This is a genomic window from Megasphaera sp. UBA4233 (assembly GCF_002395615.1).
Lineage (GTDB): Bacteria > Bacillota > Negativicutes > Veillonellales > Megasphaeraceae > Megasphaera > Megasphaera hexanoica.
Window position 1 is genome coordinate 1 of sequence record NZ_DGXL01000036.1, and the last position, 15951, is coordinate 15951.

Below are 15951 nucleotides of genomic sequence, written 5' to 3' on the forward strand. Positions count from 1 at the left end.
GGAAACTTACGCCTGTGGAGAGAGCGTAAGTCGCCACAACTCTTCAGAGTCAGTGGTGCTGTTCTCGTTGAAGCAGGAAGCCCCCGCCTCTGTAGGCGGGGGTACGTTCACCCCACTACAAACGGCAAACTCAAACTCAACGAGGAGCTGTCTTTATGCGACAGCTCCTCGTTTTTTATGGGCATACCGGACTGTCTTCCGCATGCTGCACCTGCTTCCAGCATCCCTCATCATGACTGTAAATGACACCCATGGCCTGCAGGTAGGCATAGATGATAGTCGTACCGACAAAGGTCATGCCCCGTTTCTTAAGGTCCGCCGAAATCTGGTCCGACAGCAAAGACCGGGTACAGCCCTGCTCACATATGACCTTCCCCTGCGTCCAGTGCCACAAGTAGGCATCAAAACAGCCCCACTCCGCCTGAATGGCCAGAAAGACGCGGGCATTGGTCCTGGCAGCCCTGATTTTCAGCTTATTCCGTATAATGCGGGAATCGTGCCGCAGCGCTTCTAATTTTTCATCGGGATAACGAGCTATCACCAAAGGATTGAACCCGTCAAAGGCCTGGCGGAACCCTTCCCTCTTATTGAGAACACATTCCCAGGAAAGACCGGCCTGAAACCCTTCCAGGACCAGCATCTCAAACAACCGCTGGTCATCATGGCAGGGCACACCCCACTCCGCATCATGATAGGCAATATACAGCGGATTCTGTGGATTGCACCACCGGCACCGCACCCTGCCATCGTGCCATTGTATGATATGATTATGTTCCATCACCGTATCCTCCGTCATGTACTATGGTTCTTTTATTATATCACGGGCATACAAAAAAGATTCACTGTGAAGCAGCGTTTATCCCGTTTTACAGTGAATCTTTTATTCATGTGATTTTTTTCACTTTTGATGTACTAATCTACGCAGATTATGCTGATTTTTCTATGACCTTACAGCGGAATAGATCCGACGAGGACAGCAGCAAAGAGAATAATCAGAGATACCAGCCAGGCCCAGAAGAAGGTGTGTTTCTGATGTTCACCGAAGTCAACACCGGCAAGGCCGACGAGTAAGAAGGTAGACGGAGTCAATGGAGAAACGGGGAAGCCCAGCGTCATCTGACCACAGATGGCAGCCCTGCCCAGATCGACACCAGCCAGCCCGACGGCATCAGCAGCCTGTGCCAGTACAGGCAGTACGGCAAAATAGAAGCTATCCGGGTCGAACAACAGACTTGCCGGCATAGAAATGACACCGATGATAACGGCAAAATGAGCAGCCAGTGCGTCCGGAATAATCGTGACCAGTCCCTGAGCCATGGCATTGAGCATTCCGGCACCTTTCATGATACCCGTAAAAATACCAGCAGCAAATAATACGCTGGCCATCATCAGAGCAGATTTGGCATGAGTATCAATCAACTGACCCTGTGTCTTGAGATTAGGATAATTGACCATCAGGGCTATGACCAGTGCTACCATAAAGCATCCTGCTGGGGGCAGTGTCCCTTTGACCAGTAAGGCAACGGTGGCAATGATCAGGAGCAGGTTAAACCAGAAAAACTTAGGGCGGCGCAAAGCGGCTTCCTCATCTGACAGCGGCGCCGGTTCCAGACTGATATTTATCAGCTCCGCACCGAGGCGGCGTTTTTCTTTCATCCCGAATATGACGGCAATGGCAATACCTGCCATCATCCCGATGACCTGCGGGATGACCATGGGGGCAAATAAATCCATGACGGGCATTTCCAGTGCCGTAGCCGCCCGGATAGTCGGTCCGCCCCAGGGCACGATGTTCATTGTACCAGCACCGAGAGCTACGATTGTGGCCAGGATACGCCGGTCCATTTTTAACTTTTCGTAAATCGGAAGCATAGCTGGAACCGTAATGAGAAAGGTACTGGCACCAGATCCATCCAGGTGAGTCAATAAGGTAATAACATATGTACCAATACATATTTTTATGGGATTTGAACCAACAATGCTGAGGATTTTATTAACAATGCGTTCAAAAACGCCCGTATCTCCCATAATCGTGAAAAATAACACGGCAAAAATAAACATAGCACCAGTCGGAGCTACGCTCTTGATCCCGGCCATCATGAATTTCCCCATATCGCCGCCCAGTCCTAATATCAGGCAGGCAATAATTGGCACGGAAATCAAAGCACACATCGTAGAAAGCTTTTTCGTCAGTATGCTGATCAGGACCAGAAGAACCGTGACCAAACCTACAACAGCTAACATAGTAAACCTCCTATCCGGATATCCTGCCGCAGACATACTGCGGCAGGATATCCAGGGTAATAAAGGACTTATCAGTCAGTAATTGATTTTGTAAAGTACGCAATAGTATCTTCATCCAGATGCAGGATATCCGCCAAAACGTTTCCTGTATCTTTTCCCAGGGTAGGCGCCTTCGCATACGTATAGGGATCGGCTTCTGTCATTTTTACCGGATTTCCTGTTACGCGCATTTTCCCTTCCACGGGGTGGTCAATTTCGCAAATCATCTGACGGGCTTTGGCAATGTGTTCATCGTTTACTACATCGGACACATCATGGATAGGCGCACAAGGTACGCTGTGGGCCCTGAGGATTTCAATGACTTCTTTTGCCGTATGCTGTTTTGTCCAGCTCGTAACCATGGCGTTCAATTCATCTTTCTGATTTGCCCGGTCCTTATTCAGTTTAAACCGTTCATCGGCAAACCAGTCGGCATGATCCGTCGCTTCGCAGAACCGTTTCCAGATAGCATCGTTACCGACACCGATGACAATCCATTTATCCGATGCTTCAAAAGAATCGTACGGATAAATGAATTCATAACGGTTGCCTGCCCGCTGAGGAATACGGCCTTCTACCATGTAAATTTCCGTTATGGTTTCCATGGCGCTGACCGAGCAGTCCACCAGCCCTACATCGACGTATTCACCGTGATGCTGTGTATTCCGTCCCTGCAGAGCTGCCAGGATGCCGATGCAGCAGTTCAGGCCGCCCAAGACGTCACCAATAGCCGTCCCCGTCCGGGTTGGCGGAGAATCCGGCCAGCCAGTAACACTCATCATGCCGCTGAGCGCCTGGGCAATGACATCATAGCCGGGCAGCAGCCGGTACGGGCCGGTCTGGCCAAATCCGGATATTGACGCAAAGATGATATTCGGATTGAGTTTCTTTACTTCTTCATAGGAAAATCCCATTTTAGCAATGGTTCCGGGTTTGAAATTTTCTACAAAAACATCCGAGACTTTGATGAGTTGACGAAGGACTTCTTTTGCCTTTTCATCATGCAAATCCAGTTTCACACTCTTCTTATTGCGGTTCAGGTTGGCATAGTAGGCACTGATTCCCTTATCAAACGGAGGATACGCCCGGCTGTCATCGCCATGGGGCGATTCAATCTTAATGACTTCCGCTCCCATATCTGCCAGCAGCATCGTGCAGTAAGGGCCGGAAAGGACACGGGTGAGATCGAGGACGCGGATGCCTTCTAATGGTTTAGACATAGCATGACACCTCTATTCATCATCAATTTCAATATACATTCTGAGAAGAGCAGCTTCCATGCATTTTCCCAGTGTGTCCAGGCGCAGGGAACGGGTCGCACCGCCATCGAGGGCATGATGCATGACGAAGTTGAAGCCGTCCAGCTGGGGGACGTCGTAACGTACGACATCGCCGAATACGAGTCCTTCGAAATGACGGCGCACGGCATCAGCCGTCAGCTGTTTTTCCATCGCTTTATAATACTGGGGTTTCCGTGCATAGATGCAGATATTAGATGTATCGCTTTTATCGCCACAGCGGCCATGGGCGATATCTTTTAATTGTACTTTCATGATTTCAGACCTCCTCAACAAATGTCGTAAGTTTGATGGCGTCGCGCGGAATCAGTGTCGGCCAGAGAGCAAATACTTCACTGGGACGGCTGCGGCCGCCGAAGAAGCAGCCCTGTGCCGGGCCGTTCAGATTGCTGACAGCCGCTACTTCCGGCGTCAGTTTCAGGCCTTCTTTTTTCGATTCCGTCATGATGGCGTAGCGGAGAACGACTTCATTGAGGTCGGCATCGATTTCCGGAGCCAACGGTCCATGGAGGGCATTGACGCCGAGGTAGCTGATGTTCTTGCGGACGATTTTAGCATTCTTCATGGCAAGCCGTTTGTCGAGGATATCGGCAGCCATCTTTGCCTTGTCGTAAGCGCGCGGCCAGGAATAGGGCAGGTAGGCAATGGTACGGTACCCTTCCAGATAACCAACGCAGAGTTTTAGTGTATCCGGAGCCGGTGTACCTGTAACACCGCGGACGGCTACGTGATCCCGTTCGATTTCTTCCAGTGTAATCTTGCTGAAATCGGCAACGACATCGGGAGTAATGTATTTGGATGGATCATGGATTTCATAGAGCAGCTGTTCTTTGACCGACTGAGGCGTAACCAGGCCGCCGGTATTCTTCGTCTTCGTCAGGACGAGGCTGCCTTTTTCGCTGATTTCGGCAATAGGATAGCCAAGGTTTTCCGGGCTCGGCACGTGTTCCCAGTCGTAGTCATAGTTGCCGCCGGTCGCCTGGGCGCCACATTCGCAGAGATGGCCTGCCAGGATGCCCGTAGCTTTGGCTGTCCAGTCGTCGAGTTTCCAGCCAAATTCATAAATGAGGGGTGCTTCAAACATAGCTGTATCGGTCGAGCGGCCGAGAATGATGATGTCTGCTCCGTCTTCCAGGCATTTGACAATCGGTTCTACCCCGTAATATACGTTGGCGTTTACCATATTGGGCAGGATGCGGTCGATATCTTCACCCGTATCCATGTGTTTCATCGTGATACCCTGGGCACGCAGCTGGGGAATCAGTTCGCGCACGTCGTCACCTAGTACATAGCCGACTTTCAAATGATAACCGCCTTCGCGGATGGCTTCTTTTGCTTTTTCCACGCAGGCTTTGACATTCATGCCACCGGCATTGGTAATGACCTTGGTCCCTTTTTCGGCAAGATAGGGAAGCATACCTTTTAGAGCCGTGATGAAATCGCGGGCATAGCCGGCTTCAGGCCGTTTTTCCTGCTGGCGCCGCATAATAGAGAGTGTAAGTTCTGCCAGATAATCACAGCAGATATAATCAAGATTGTCTTCCCGTGCCATCGTAATGGGGGCATCGCTCAGATCGCCCCAGAACCCCTGGCCTCCGCCGATCCGGATTGTTTTCATCATAACGTAACCTCTTTTCATAAATAGTTGTGATAATAAGTATATGCAAGTCATGACTGTAACACATTGCTTTCACCATTTTATATGAAATTATAATGCCAACAAATTCTTCCGGAAGTATACGCGGAAACCATCCATAATATGCCCTTTTGACACAGAAACAGCCAGCGTATCCACTCCTCGTTGTATACACTGGCTGTTTCTTTTGTATACTAGGTATACACATAATGTTTACTTAGTATACAGATTATTGGAAAAACCATATAATTTATATTTTTTATAAAAAGTCCGCCGGCTGATGCCCAATAATTCCATGGCTTTCGTCTTATTTCCCTGTGCTTTTTCCAGGGCTTCACGCATCCGTTCCCGTTCAATCTGCTGAATATCCATCCGAAGCGGCGATACATTCTGCTCCTGGCCGGACGGAGCTCTCTGTTCTTTTTCAGGCAATTCTGCCGTATATCCATCCCTACTCTGTCCCTGCAGCAGTTCGTCAGGCAGATCTTCCGGCAGGATCACACTCCCTCCTGCGACGATGACGGCATATTCTACGCAGCTTTCGAGTTGCCGGACATTTCCCGACCAGGGACTCTTCTGCAATACGGCTGCCGTACCGGGAGAAAAAGACAGGTGCTTATGATATTTTTCTGAAAAAATATCCAGGAAATGGTTTGCCAGGAGCAGGATATCTTTCCGCCGTCTGCGCAGGGGCGGTATGACAATTTTAAAGGTATTGAGGCGGAAATACAAATCTTCCCGGAATTTCCCGTCTTCTACCATCTGTTTCAGATTCCGGTTCGTCGCCGCAATGACCCGGACATCCACTTTCTGTACTTTGTCGGACCCTATCTTCTGGATTTCTCCGGACTGGAGAACCCGCAATAATTTAGACTGCATGAATAAGGGCATCTCGCCGATTTCATCGAGAAAAATCGTACCGCCATCAGCCAGTTCAAACTTGCCGGCTTTCCCGCCCCGGGAAGCACCCGTAAAGGACCCCGACGTATAACCAAAAAGTTCGCTCTCAATCAGCGTTTCGGGAATGGCCGAACAATTCATGCTGACAAACGGATAACTCCGTTTGCCGCTCAGGCTGCGGATAGCCTGCACGAAAACTTCCTTCCCGGCTCCGCTTTCCCCTTCGATGAGGACCGTCGCATCCGTCGGCGCCACGATTTCCGCCATTTTCAGACAGCGCAAAAAGGCCGGGTCTTCGCCGATAATATGAGAAAATTCCCTTGGCAATGACGGCTTCTCCGTTGACAAGGCTTTAAATATGGAATGACTCAGGCGCTGGGTCTTCTCCAGTTCCCGCTGCACTACTGTAATTTCCGTAATATCTTTAAATACCGATATGGCACCACAAAAGACGCCTTCCTTAAAGATTGGCGTAATGTTGACGAGAATCTTCTTTCCCCGCGTCCGTACCTCAACAAACTGATGCAGCCGCGGCTTATGATCCATCAGCGTATCCAATATGACCGCTCCCGGTTCAATTTCATCCATGCGCCGGTATAACACTTTTTCTTTTTTTACGTTCAAAATATGCGTATACGCTTCATTTAAATACACAATCCGCGAATCCGTATCGACAATGACGACGCCATCGGTTACGGCATCCATTGCCTCCATAAGCATATCCGGGCTGACACCCTGCACGGCCCGTTCTCCTGCCACGACGACCACCTCCGGAATACATTGCATAATTTTTTATCGTCACGTTACATGTATCAAGATATCACCATAGATATCGATTCCTTCATTGACCATTTACCTTTATTATACAATGAACCATCCTGCTTTTGCCACAAAAACGCATGGATTATGTAGATTGTAAACTGAAAAAGACCGCATACCTCGCGGTACACGGTCTTCTTCAATCAACATCAATAGAGGAGAGCCGATGTGCTGCCACCGGGCTATCTCTTTTTTAGTATTATCACACGAAAGGAAAGACTGGACAAACACACGCCGCATCAGAAGCGGTCTAACAGGCGATAGCCTTTGCCTTTGAGAAAAGTTTCCGTTTCCGGTTCGTCTGTTTTGAGAACAGCTATGGGAGAGGATGTTTCCCGGTCAAAGGAAATGTAGCAGTATTTGACGAATACGTTGGCCCGGCTCAGGTTGGACAGGATTTTGTTCAGTGTGCCTGGTTTATCCGATGCCATATCAATGGCCAGTACTTTGTCGATGCGGCACTGATAGCCCGCTTTGACCAGTTCTTCCTGCGCTTTTTCCGAGTCATCTACGATCATGCGGAGGATGCCGAATTCGGCACTGTCATTGGCCAGTATGGTGTAAATATTGATATTTGCCTTAGCCAGCACATCTGTAACCCGGCCCAGGGCACCATTTGTATTTGCCGTGAAGAGAGAAATCTGTTTAAGCATGAATGTTATCTCCTTATATCTGAAATTTAGGTTAGTAATCTACGCGGTCTGCCAGTTCCAGAATCAGTGCTTCTGTTTTTTCCCAGCCCAGGCAGGGGTCAGTAATCGATTTGCCATATACGCCATCACTGATTTTCTGGTTTCCGTCTTCAATATAGCTTTCAATCATCAGTCCTTTTACCATCTTTTTGATGTCCTTATTCATATGACGGCTGTAGAGGACGTCATTGGAAATACGGATCTGTTCCAGATATTGTTTACCTGAGTTGGCATGATTGACATCGATGATGACGGCCGGATTTTCCAGGTCCCGTTTGCCATATTCTTCGAACAGGCGCTGCAAGTCTTCATAATGATAGTTGGGAAGGCTTTTGCCGAATTTATCCACATAGCCACGCAGGATCGCATGGGTCAGCGGATTCCCCAACGTCTTGACTTCCCAGCCGCGGAACAGGAACTGCTGTTCATGCTGGGCTGCGGCGATAGAATTGAGCATGACGGAAATATCACCCGATGTCGGGTTTTTCATTCCTACAGGAATACCGACGCCGCTGGCAATCATACGGTGCAGCTGATCTTCGACCGAACGGGCCCCGATGGCGGCATAAGATAATAAGTCCGATAAATACCGGTGGTTTTCCGGATAGAGGATTTCTTCTGCACAGGTAAATCCCGTTTCCCTGATGACCCGCATGTGCATATCGCGGATAGCGATGATGCCGGCCAGCATGTCTTCTTTACCTTCCGGATCCGGCTGGTGCAGCATTCCCTTGTACCCTACCCCGATGGTACGCGGTTTATTGGTATATACGCGGGGAATGATATAAATCGTGTCCTTGACCTGTTCCTGCACGCGGGCCAGGCGGTGTGCGTAGTCCACGACGGCTTCTTCATTATCGGCAGAGCAGGGCCCAATGATGAGCAGGAAACGGGAATCTTTGCCCGTAAGGATATCTTTAATTTCTTCGTCGCGCCGGCGTTTCGTTTCATAAATGGCCGGCTCGACCGGATAATCTTCTTTCAGTTCCTGCGGCGACGGCAGTTTCCTGATGAACTCCATTTCCAATTCCATATACTATACCCCCCCAAAAAACTAAATGGTAGCTTCAATTATACCATAGGAAGGAATCTTTCATCCAGTATTTTTCACGGATTCCGTGCCTGTTATGGCTTAAACTTATACCCTACGCCCCATATGGTGAGCAGATGGCACGGCTTATTGGGATCTTTTTCGATGGCTTCCCGGAGGCGGTTGATATGGACCGGCACCGTGGCCGTATTGCCCAGGGAATCCATGCCCCATATCTTGTCATAAATCGTTTCCTTGCTAAATACCATATCGGCATTGACCATAAGAAATTCCAATACCTGGAATTCTTTATTGGGCAGGACTTTTTCCTTATTTCCCACAAATACCCGGTGTGTATCAGGGTCGAGGGAAATATTTCCCAGAGTAATGCGCGATTTTTTCCTGAGCGATGACCCTTTCAGGCGCTGGTACTGGGCCAGCTGGGATTTGACCCGGGCCACGAGGACGCTCGGTGAAAAAGGCTTTTCCACGTAGTCGTCGGCACCGAAGCCGAGTCCCCGGATTTTGTCGATATCTTCCCGCTTGGCCGTGACAATCATAATAGGGATATCCACCTTGTCCCGCAGGCGGCGGCAGACTTCAAACCCGTCCATGCCGGGCAGCATGACATCGAGAAGTACCAGCTGGTACGTGCCACTCAGCGCTTCGTTCAGCCCGGCCAGCCCGTCAGAGGCAATGACGACGGTATATCCGCTCATTTCCAGGTAATCTTTTTCAATAAAGGCAATATCCTGATCATCTTCTATTATTAAAATACGTTCATTCATAGAGCATCTCCCCCGGCAGGCAGTTCCATATGTACACATAAGCCATGAGGATGGACCGGCAGAAAAATGACGGTCCCGCCCATGAGCTGTATCCCCCTTGCGACGATAGAAAGGCCCAGGCCGCTGCCATCACCAGTACGGCTCCGCGCCTTATCCGTCCGGTAAAACGGCTCTGCCAGGCGCGTCAGCGCTTCTTCCGGCACACCCGGCCCGTCATCGGCGACTTCCAGGCAGACCGTGTTATCCTGCCTCCATGCGCGTATACGGATATGTACATCTTCTTCTGTTTTATATTTTATACTATTGGCCACCAGATTCGTCATGATGCGCTGCCACACTTCCCGGCTTCCAATCACAGGCAGTTTCTCTGGGGAACGCTGCCACACTACCAGAGCCTGATGACACTGCCAGCCTTCTTTATTTTCTTCTATTATATCAGAAATTACTTCATTTAGCTCTAGTGACTGTAGAGGCAATGCTTTTTCTCCCAGATCCATTTTAGAAAAGAGGAACAGCTGGTCAATCATGCGGCTCATATCTTCTGTCTTTTTCTGGATGACCTCAATATAGTGTCTGCGCCGTTCCGGCGTATTGGCCACGTTGTCAGCCAGCCCTTCAATATAGGCACGGATAGCCGTGAGGGGCGTGCGGATGTCGTGGGACATGCTGGCAATGAGTTCCTTTCTGTTTTCTTCCTGCCGCGTCCGTTCCTGCAGCGACCGCTCCAGTTCTTCCGTCATGATATTGAAGGTATCGACGACGGGCGCTACTTCATCCATATGATTGTAGGTCAGGCGGCAGGTGAGATTTCCCTGCCGCACCTGATCCGATCCGTTCTGAAGCAGCCGGAGCGCCTGCAAAATATAGCGCAGTACAAACCGCGTCAGGAAGAAAATGGTCCCGGCCAGGAGCAGGAAAAAGGCGAGAAAGATGGCAAAGAGCGTTCCCTGGGTAGCATGTTCCACGGCATCATCCGTACCATGAGGCATCTGCCGGCTGACAAAATACAAATGATACAGCGAATCATTGATATATTGTTTTTCCATATAATAAAACTGCCCCGTATCGGCATGGACGTATGTATCCCGCTTCTGGCTGAAAAACGGACGTTCCCGGATATCACGGGGAATGTCTTCCATCATGCCGGCAAGCTGGCCATTGCCGTATTCGTAAATACGGCCGCCGTCTTTTTCCAGTACGACGTAACTCTGTTCCGGCGACAGCATTTCAATGATCCATTTATAATGTTCCGGATCATCACCGCTGATGCGCAGGGCCCGGAACACGAAATGATGGACCACATCGCTGGCCCGGTTAAACTGGGTGGAACTTTCGACGTAGACGTGGTTTCCACTCTGCGTAAAAAGCCAGAGTCCGCCGGCAGCCATCAGAAACAGGATGGCCGTCATGAGTATGGGTACGACGAAGACGAGTATATGCGATAGGATCAGGCGTTTTTTTATAGTCACAATCATCCCTCCCGTTCTATCTTACTATCCGTCCGCCCCGGTTGCAATGACCGTTTTTTCTGTTTAATTTTTATTTAACACTTCTTATATTTTCTTTAAATGTCCTTACGCTTTTTATAACATTTCTCTGGTACCATAAGCCTATCTTGCAGAAAGAAGGTTATGATATGAAGTACATCGAACGGCATCCCTATGTAGTTCTCAGCATCTGCGCGCTCGTCCTGTTTCTGGCAGCCAATTCGTTTCTGGCGATTACCGATTCCGCCGAATCGAATTACGCCCTGACGGCAAAGGAAATGGTCCTCTCCGGCGACTGGCTATCGCCTCAGATATACGGCCATTACTGGTATGATAAGCCTATTTTCTATTACTGGGAACTAGCCCTCTCCTTTTCCGTGTTCGGTTTTACGGAATTTGCGGCACGACTTCCGTCGGCACTGATGGGGACGGCAGGTGTACTGTTCACATACTGGTTCACCGCCCGGATATACGGCCGGTCTCTTGCCTTTTCTGCCGCTATCATCCTCATGACCAGCGTCGAATGCTGGCTTCTCTCCAAGGCAGTCATCACCGATGCGACGTTATTCCTCTTCATGAGTGCCTGCCTGGCCTTCTTCTACCTCGGCTATAGGGAAAACCGCCGCTGGTACTGGGCCGCCTATGTCATGGCCGCCCTGGCAGTACTGACCAAAGGTCCCATAGGACTGGCCCTGCCGGCACTGGCTGCCCTGATATTTCTCATCCTGCGCCATGACCTGAAAGAACTGCTCCACGTCCATCTGCTGAGCGGCATGGTCCTTTTCTTCGTCATCACCGGTCTCTGGTACGGCTTCATGTACAAGGTTCATGGATCGGATTTTCTCCTGAACTTCTTCGGTGTCCACAATTTTCTCCGGGCAACCGTTCCGGAACACGGCAGCAAAAACGTCTGGTATTTCTATATCATCATCTTTTTTTCCGGTTTTGCCCCCTGGAGTTTTACCTGGCCCTGGGCTCTCTGGAAATACAGGAAAGAACGCCGTATGCCCTTTGCAGGCAGTGATTCCTGCGCGCTGCTGCTCGCCCTGTATGCTGCCGTAACATTCATCTTCTTTACTCTTATCGCCACGAAATACACGACCTATACCTATCCCGCCCTATTTTCTCTCGCCATCCTGAGTGCCGGCATGCTGCAGCACTGGCATCTGCCTGTCCGGAAAATCGCACTGGCCGGCGGGGCCCTGTATACGATTCTCGCATTTACGGCGGCTCCGCCCATCATGCTGCACCAATCCGGCAAGACCATCGGTCAGACTCTGGCCCAGATGGACACCAGCAACACGGCTATCTGCTTTTACAAAGGATACAGCACCAGTGCCGTGTTTTATAGCGGCAAAACGATATACCGGGCCGTACCTTCCGGTGAATTGGAGAAATTACAGCCGGGAAAGCTGGACTGGAATGCCAAAAACGTCATGCCCATGGCTCCCATCGACAGTCTCATGCAGAATAATCCGAAGCTGATCATCATCGACCAGAATCACGATACGGCTCTGGCCAGCCGCTATTATGCCCTGTACGGCCAGATGCCGGATCATATCTCACTGCCCGGTCATACGACCATCTGGTCTGCCAGCCATGCCAAAAGGTGACACGATGCAAGATATCCCTGAAAAGTTCCCACAACGGGGGCTTCAGGGATATTTTTAAAAAAAATAATAATTTTTCTTAGCACTCTATTGACATAGTGGCTAACAAGACGTATAATACAAGTGTAATCGGAAGTAAGAAGATTACAAGGAAAGGTCAAAAGAACAGAAGCAATGCACAGACCTGTAAATAATGATCTCAGGCATTACCAATTACGAAAGAGGGTATTATTATGAGAGACTTATTTCCAGTATTAAACAATGATTTTGCTATTCCGAGTGTATTTGATGATTTCTTTAATGACGGCTTTTTCTCCCGTATGCCGCAGATGAGCATGCCGAAATGCGATATTGAAGACACGGGTACCGCTTATATTGTGACGATGGATCTGCCCGGTGTCAATAAAGAAGACATCAGCGTCACCTATGACAACGATGTCCTGACTATTGCCGCCCAGCATAAAGAAGACCAGCATGATGCACAGCATCAGACGAGTTATGTATGCAGAGAACGGATGAATACAGCGTTCCAGCGCCAGTTTGTCATCCACAATATTGACAAATCCGGCATTAAAGCAGCTTTCCGCAATGGTGTCCTGAAAATCGGCCTGCCGAAACTCAACCCCCAGACGCAGGAACAATCAGGCACGATTGATATCCAATAACCCCCTTTGTCCAGGGCCTGACGCCACTAGGTGCCAGGCCCTTTTCCTATCATTCCGGCAATCATGGCAGCTATAAAAAACGGGCCGGTATACCATGAATACGTTTATCCATGGTATACCGGCCCGTTTCGCTTATCCGGCGCCGGAGCGCTATGGCACGGCCCTTACGCTCTGGCCGGCAACAGTTTATGAATGATGGCACTGGCCAGCATGACCAGTACGATGACCGGGAAGGTAATCCCCCACGGCGTCTGCACGTCGAGGAGTGCCCGGTACAGGGCAAAGCCCGCTATCCAGAGAATCAGATTAATCCAGCAGACATTCTGACTGCTATGGTCCTGCCGCAGGATAAAGTAATCCGAAAGGAGGATAGCCGTCATGGGCGCAAAGACTGATCCGATGAGATAGAGGAAATCTTCAAACCGGCTGGCATCGACAGCAATGGCCAGGACCATACCGCCGGCACAGGCGATAAGGGCCAGGACCGTATCGGAAACCTGGGGGATCAGGCTGCGGCCGCTGACGCCGGCGGAAAAGGCATCGAGGAAGGTCGTCGTCACAGTGGACAGGAGAATGATCAGGATGCCGATCAGCCCCATACCGGCCTGGAGCATAATGGCGGCAATGTCATCCTGTCCCGTGTACAGAGCCGCCCCCATGCCGATGACAAACATCCAGGTACTCGCTATAAAGTAGGCGCCACAGCTGGCGGCCGTCGCCTTGATGGGCTTTTCTGCCGTACGGGTATAATCAGAAATAATGGGCAGCCAGGAAAGGGGCATAGCTACGGTCAGTTCGATGGCTTCCCCCATAGTCATCGTGCCATCCGCCTGGAAAGATGCACCACCACCGAAAATGACAGCGCTCAGGACCAGCGTGAGGATCAGCAGGGCCGCTATGACGATGACATTGATGCGTCCCAGATTTTTCAGTCCCAGCACGATCCACAGCGCGATGAGAGCTGCTATGATGACGCTCCAGAAGGCCGTACCGATAGCCGCAATCGTATTGGCCGCTACGGCAGCACTGGCAATCATGACGGCAGTCCAGCCGATGAGCTGGATGACGTTCAGCCCGGCAAACAATTTCGCTCCCTGGCGTCCAAAGGAAATCTGCACCGTTTCCATGGCGCTCCTGCCGGTCCGGCCGCCAATCACACCGGCACCGAACATGACGGCACCGCCGATGACGTGGCCGATAATAATGGCCAGAAGCCCTTTGCCGAACCCCAACGGTGCCAGAAGCATCCCCGTCAGAATTTCGGCAATAGAAATGCCGGCGCCAAACCATAAAAGTCCATTGGATAATACCGAAGTTTTTGTTTCATTCATGAAAATACATCCATCCTTTCTTTCTTTCTATGTCTCTGTCCTGTCGTTATGGCAGGGCCTGAAGCAGCCAATGCTGCAGGACCAGGGCATGACTGTGTGCCGTGTCTTTTGCCGCATATACGAGGGTCACATTTCCCCGCTGCAGATAGGCACGACAGTCCTCCAGAAATGAAGCACCTGCCTCATTCATGTCAAGTTCTGCCACATAGCGCTTTGAAAATTCTTCATACAACGCCGCATCATGGCCATACCATTTCCTAAGTTCCGGCGACGGAGCGATTTCTTTGGCCCAACGATCCAGATGGGCCCGTTCCTTTGAGATTCCCCTGGGCCAGAGCCGGTCTACGAGAATCCGTGTACCATCGGCCGATTCCGGCTGATCATATATCCGCTTGATTTGTATCGTATACATCGCAATCTCTCCTATCTGATATGATTCATATACCTGCCATTATCCATAAAAAAGCACTGCTGCCCTCCGGCTGCAGCGCTCTTTTCCATGTCAATCGGTCTGTACTTCTTCGACGAGATTCAGGCATTGTTCGATGGGGATTCCTTTGTAAACATCCTGTACCCCCATATTGGCGGCGATAAGATTCCGCACACTCTCCATGGAAAGAAGGGCCGCTGTTTCCAACGCATGGCCGCGCAACACCTGCCCTGTCAGGATAGCTGAAAAAGCATCGCCCGTGCCCGGGAAGCGGACGGGGATCAGATTGTACGGCAGTTGAAAATAGGTATTCCGCTCATGATCATACCCCAGCACGACATAGGTTCCCCCGGTCCGCACGCTGGTAATAAGGATGGAATGAGGACAGATGGCGCGGAGCGCATCGATGAGCTGCCGCGTCTCCGTTTCGTCCAGGTCGCCTTCCTGACAGTCCATGCCGGCCAGATAGGCGGCTTCTGTATAATTGGGCATGATGTAATCGGCAACACGGCACAGATTACGCATCCGCTCTACCGTTTCTGTTTCCACGCCATTATACAAATGTCCTTCATCGCCCATGATGGGATCAACAAAAATGCGTACACCCCGGCGGGATTGTTCCTGGCAGAAGCGAGTCACAATGTCTGCCTGTTCCTGGGATACGATAAACCCCGTCGTAACGGCATCGAAGGAAAAGCCCAGTTCATCCCAGACCTGCAGCGCCTTTTTCATGTATTCCGTCGTTTCCAGGATATCGAACTTCCCATAATCCAGCGTATTGGATACGACGGCCGTCGGCAGATTATACACATCGTATTTCATATGGGCCAGAATGGGCATCATCGCTGCCAGTGCTACTTTTCCATACCCCGGTATATCATTGATCAGCAAAATTTTTTCGTTCATCTACATAACTCCCTGCTTTGTATTTGTCAACACGATGTCACTCTACTGGTTAGTATATATTACATTGGTGCTGACT

At 50.2% G+C, this 15951-nt stretch carries 15 protein-coding genes; 2 read left to right on the forward strand and 13 right to left on the reverse strand.

Annotation, left to right across the window (positions count from 1 at the left end; all coding sequences use genetic code 11):
• Nucleotides 1–175 precede the first annotated feature (175 nt).
• From B2U90_RS11995 to B2U90_RS12040, 10 genes are all read right to left on the reverse strand, one after another.
• Nucleotides 176–778, reverse strand: coding sequence for a DNA-3-methyladenine glycosylase I (locus tag B2U90_RS11995; protein ID WP_292017906.1), 603 nt, complete (start codon nt 776–778; stop codon nt 176–178).
• Nucleotides 779–948: 170 nt separating this feature from the next.
• Entirely contained in the window at nt 949–2244 is a 1296-nt protein-coding gene (locus B2U90_RS12000) for a CitMHS family transporter (protein ID WP_170086971.1), read from the reverse strand.
• A gap of 71 nt (nt 2245–2315) precedes the next feature.
• Complete coding sequence (locus B2U90_RS12005; protein WP_170086972.1) at nt 2316–3503, reverse strand: CaiB/BaiF CoA transferase family protein; 1188 nt, start codon at nt 3501–3503, stop codon at nt 2316–2318.
• A 12-nt stretch (nt 3504–3515) separates the two neighbouring features.
• Nucleotides 3516–3836 (reverse strand): AtuA-related protein, encoded by a 321-nt coding sequence (locus B2U90_RS12010; RefSeq protein ID WP_199595676.1) that lies wholly within the window; start codon nt 3834–3836, stop codon nt 3516–3518.
• A gap of 4 nt (nt 3837–3840) precedes the next feature.
• A complete protein-coding gene (locus B2U90_RS12015) occupies nt 3841–5202 on the reverse strand; it encodes an acyclic terpene utilization AtuA family protein (RefSeq protein ID WP_200817505.1) in 1362 nt (453 codons plus the stop codon).
• 228 nt (nt 5203–5430) lie between these two features.
• Nucleotides 5431–6876 carry a sigma-54 interaction domain-containing protein gene (locus B2U90_RS12020; RefSeq protein WP_292017907.1) on the reverse strand — a complete coding sequence of 482 codons (1446 nt, stop codon included), beginning with the start codon at nt 6874–6876 and terminating at the stop codon, nt 5431–5433.
• A gap of 299 nt (nt 6877–7175) precedes the next feature.
• On the reverse strand, nt 7176–7589 hold the full coding sequence (locus tag B2U90_RS12025) for an amino acid-binding protein (RefSeq protein WP_059076989.1): 414 nt from the start codon (nt 7587–7589) through the stop codon (nt 7176–7178).
• A gap of 31 nt (nt 7590–7620) precedes the next feature.
• Nucleotides 7621–8661 (reverse strand): 3-deoxy-7-phosphoheptulonate synthase, encoded by a 1041-nt coding sequence (locus B2U90_RS12030; RefSeq protein WP_059076990.1) that lies wholly within the window; start codon nt 8659–8661, stop codon nt 7621–7623.
• Nucleotides 8662–8753: 92 nt separating this feature from the next.
• On the reverse strand, nt 8754–9446 hold the full coding sequence (locus B2U90_RS12035; RefSeq protein WP_059076991.1) for a response regulator transcription factor: 693 nt from the start codon (nt 9444–9446) through the stop codon (nt 8754–8756).
• Nucleotides 9443–10915, reverse strand: a complete 1473-nt coding sequence (locus tag B2U90_RS12040) for a sensor histidine kinase (RefSeq protein ID WP_292017908.1) — start codon at nt 10913–10915, stop codon at nt 9443–9445. The genes B2U90_RS12035 and B2U90_RS12040 overlap by 4 nt, the downstream gene beginning before the upstream one ends.
• A gap of 167 nt (nt 10916–11082) precedes the next feature.
• On the opposite strand from B2U90_RS12040, the gene B2U90_RS12045 reads away from it, so the two are divergent.
• Nucleotides 11083–12546: an ArnT family glycosyltransferase gene (locus B2U90_RS12045; protein ID WP_292017909.1), complete on the forward strand. Its 1464-nt coding sequence runs from the start codon at nt 11083–11085 to the stop codon at nt 12544–12546.
• Between the two features lie 230 nt (nt 12547–12776).
• Nucleotides 12777–13208, forward strand: coding sequence for an Hsp20/alpha crystallin family protein (locus B2U90_RS12050; protein WP_292017910.1), 432 nt, complete (start codon nt 12777–12779; stop codon nt 13206–13208).
• Between the two features lie 164 nt (nt 13209–13372).
• On the opposite strand, the gene cytX is transcribed toward B2U90_RS12050, so the two are convergent.
• The 3 genes from cytX to B2U90_RS12065 all read right to left on the reverse strand — a co-directional run bounded on the left by cytX (nt 13373) and on the right by B2U90_RS12065 (nt 15875).
• Nucleotides 13373–14539, reverse strand: a complete 1167-nt coding sequence (cytX, locus tag B2U90_RS12055; protein WP_150824927.1) for a putative hydroxymethylpyrimidine transporter CytX — start codon at nt 14537–14539, stop codon at nt 13373–13375.
• A gap of 46 nt (nt 14540–14585) precedes the next feature.
• Nucleotides 14586–14951 (reverse strand): DUF488 domain-containing protein, encoded by a 366-nt coding sequence (locus B2U90_RS12060; RefSeq protein WP_075581887.1) that lies wholly within the window; start codon nt 14949–14951, stop codon nt 14586–14588.
• A gap of 90 nt (nt 14952–15041) precedes the next feature.
• Nucleotides 15042–15875: a pyridoxamine kinase gene (locus B2U90_RS12065; RefSeq protein WP_292017911.1), complete on the reverse strand. Its 834-nt coding sequence runs from the start codon at nt 15873–15875 to the stop codon at nt 15042–15044.
• Between the last annotated feature and the right edge of the window lie 76 nt (nt 15876–15951).

Excerpts from the sequence above, each read along its gene's own strand:
- B2U90_RS12030 (WP_059076990.1), bottom strand. The coding sequence starts at position 8,661 with ATGGAATTGGAAATGGAGTTCATCAGGAAACTGCCGTCGCCGCAGGAA.
- B2U90_RS12045 (WP_292017909.1), top strand. The coding sequence starts at position 11,083 with ATGAAGTACATCGAACGGCATCCCTATGTAGTTCTCAGCATCTGCGCG.
- B2U90_RS12050 (WP_292017910.1), top strand. The coding sequence starts at position 12,777 with ATGAGAGACTTATTTCCAGTATTAAACAATGATTTTGCTATTCCGAGT.
- B2U90_RS12005 (WP_170086972.1), bottom strand. The coding sequence starts at position 3,503 with ATGTCTAAACCATTAGAAGGCATCCGCGTCCTCGATCTCACCCGTGTC.
- B2U90_RS12060 (WP_075581887.1), bottom strand. The coding sequence starts at position 14,951 with ATGTATACGATACAAATCAAGCGGATATATGATCAGCCGGAATCGGCC.
- B2U90_RS12025 (WP_059076989.1), bottom strand. The coding sequence starts at position 7,589 with ATGCTTAAACAGATTTCTCTCTTCACGGCAAATACAAATGGTGCCCTG.
- cytX (WP_150824927.1), bottom strand. The coding sequence starts at position 14,539 with ATGAATGAAACAAAAACTTCGGTATTATCCAATGGACTTTTATGGTTT.
- B2U90_RS12000 (WP_170086971.1), bottom strand. The coding sequence starts at position 2,244 with ATGTTAGCTGTTGTAGGTTTGGTCACGGTTCTTCTGGTCCTGATCAGC.
- B2U90_RS12010 (WP_199595676.1), bottom strand. The coding sequence starts at position 3,836 with ATGAAAGTACAATTAAAAGATATCGCCCATGGCCGCTGTGGCGATAAA.
- B2U90_RS12035 (WP_059076991.1), bottom strand. The coding sequence starts at position 9,446 with ATGAATGAACGTATTTTAATAATAGAAGATGATCAGGATATTGCCTTT.
- B2U90_RS11995 (WP_292017906.1), bottom strand. The coding sequence starts at position 778 with ATGGAACATAATCATATCATACAATGGCACGATGGCAGGGTGCGGTGC.
- B2U90_RS12015 (WP_200817505.1), bottom strand. The coding sequence starts at position 5,202 with ATGATGAAAACAATCCGGATCGGCGGAGGCCAGGGGTTCTGGGGCGAT.
- B2U90_RS12065 (WP_292017911.1), bottom strand. The coding sequence starts at position 15,875 with ATGAACGAAAAAATTTTGCTGATCAATGATATACCGGGGTATGGAAAA.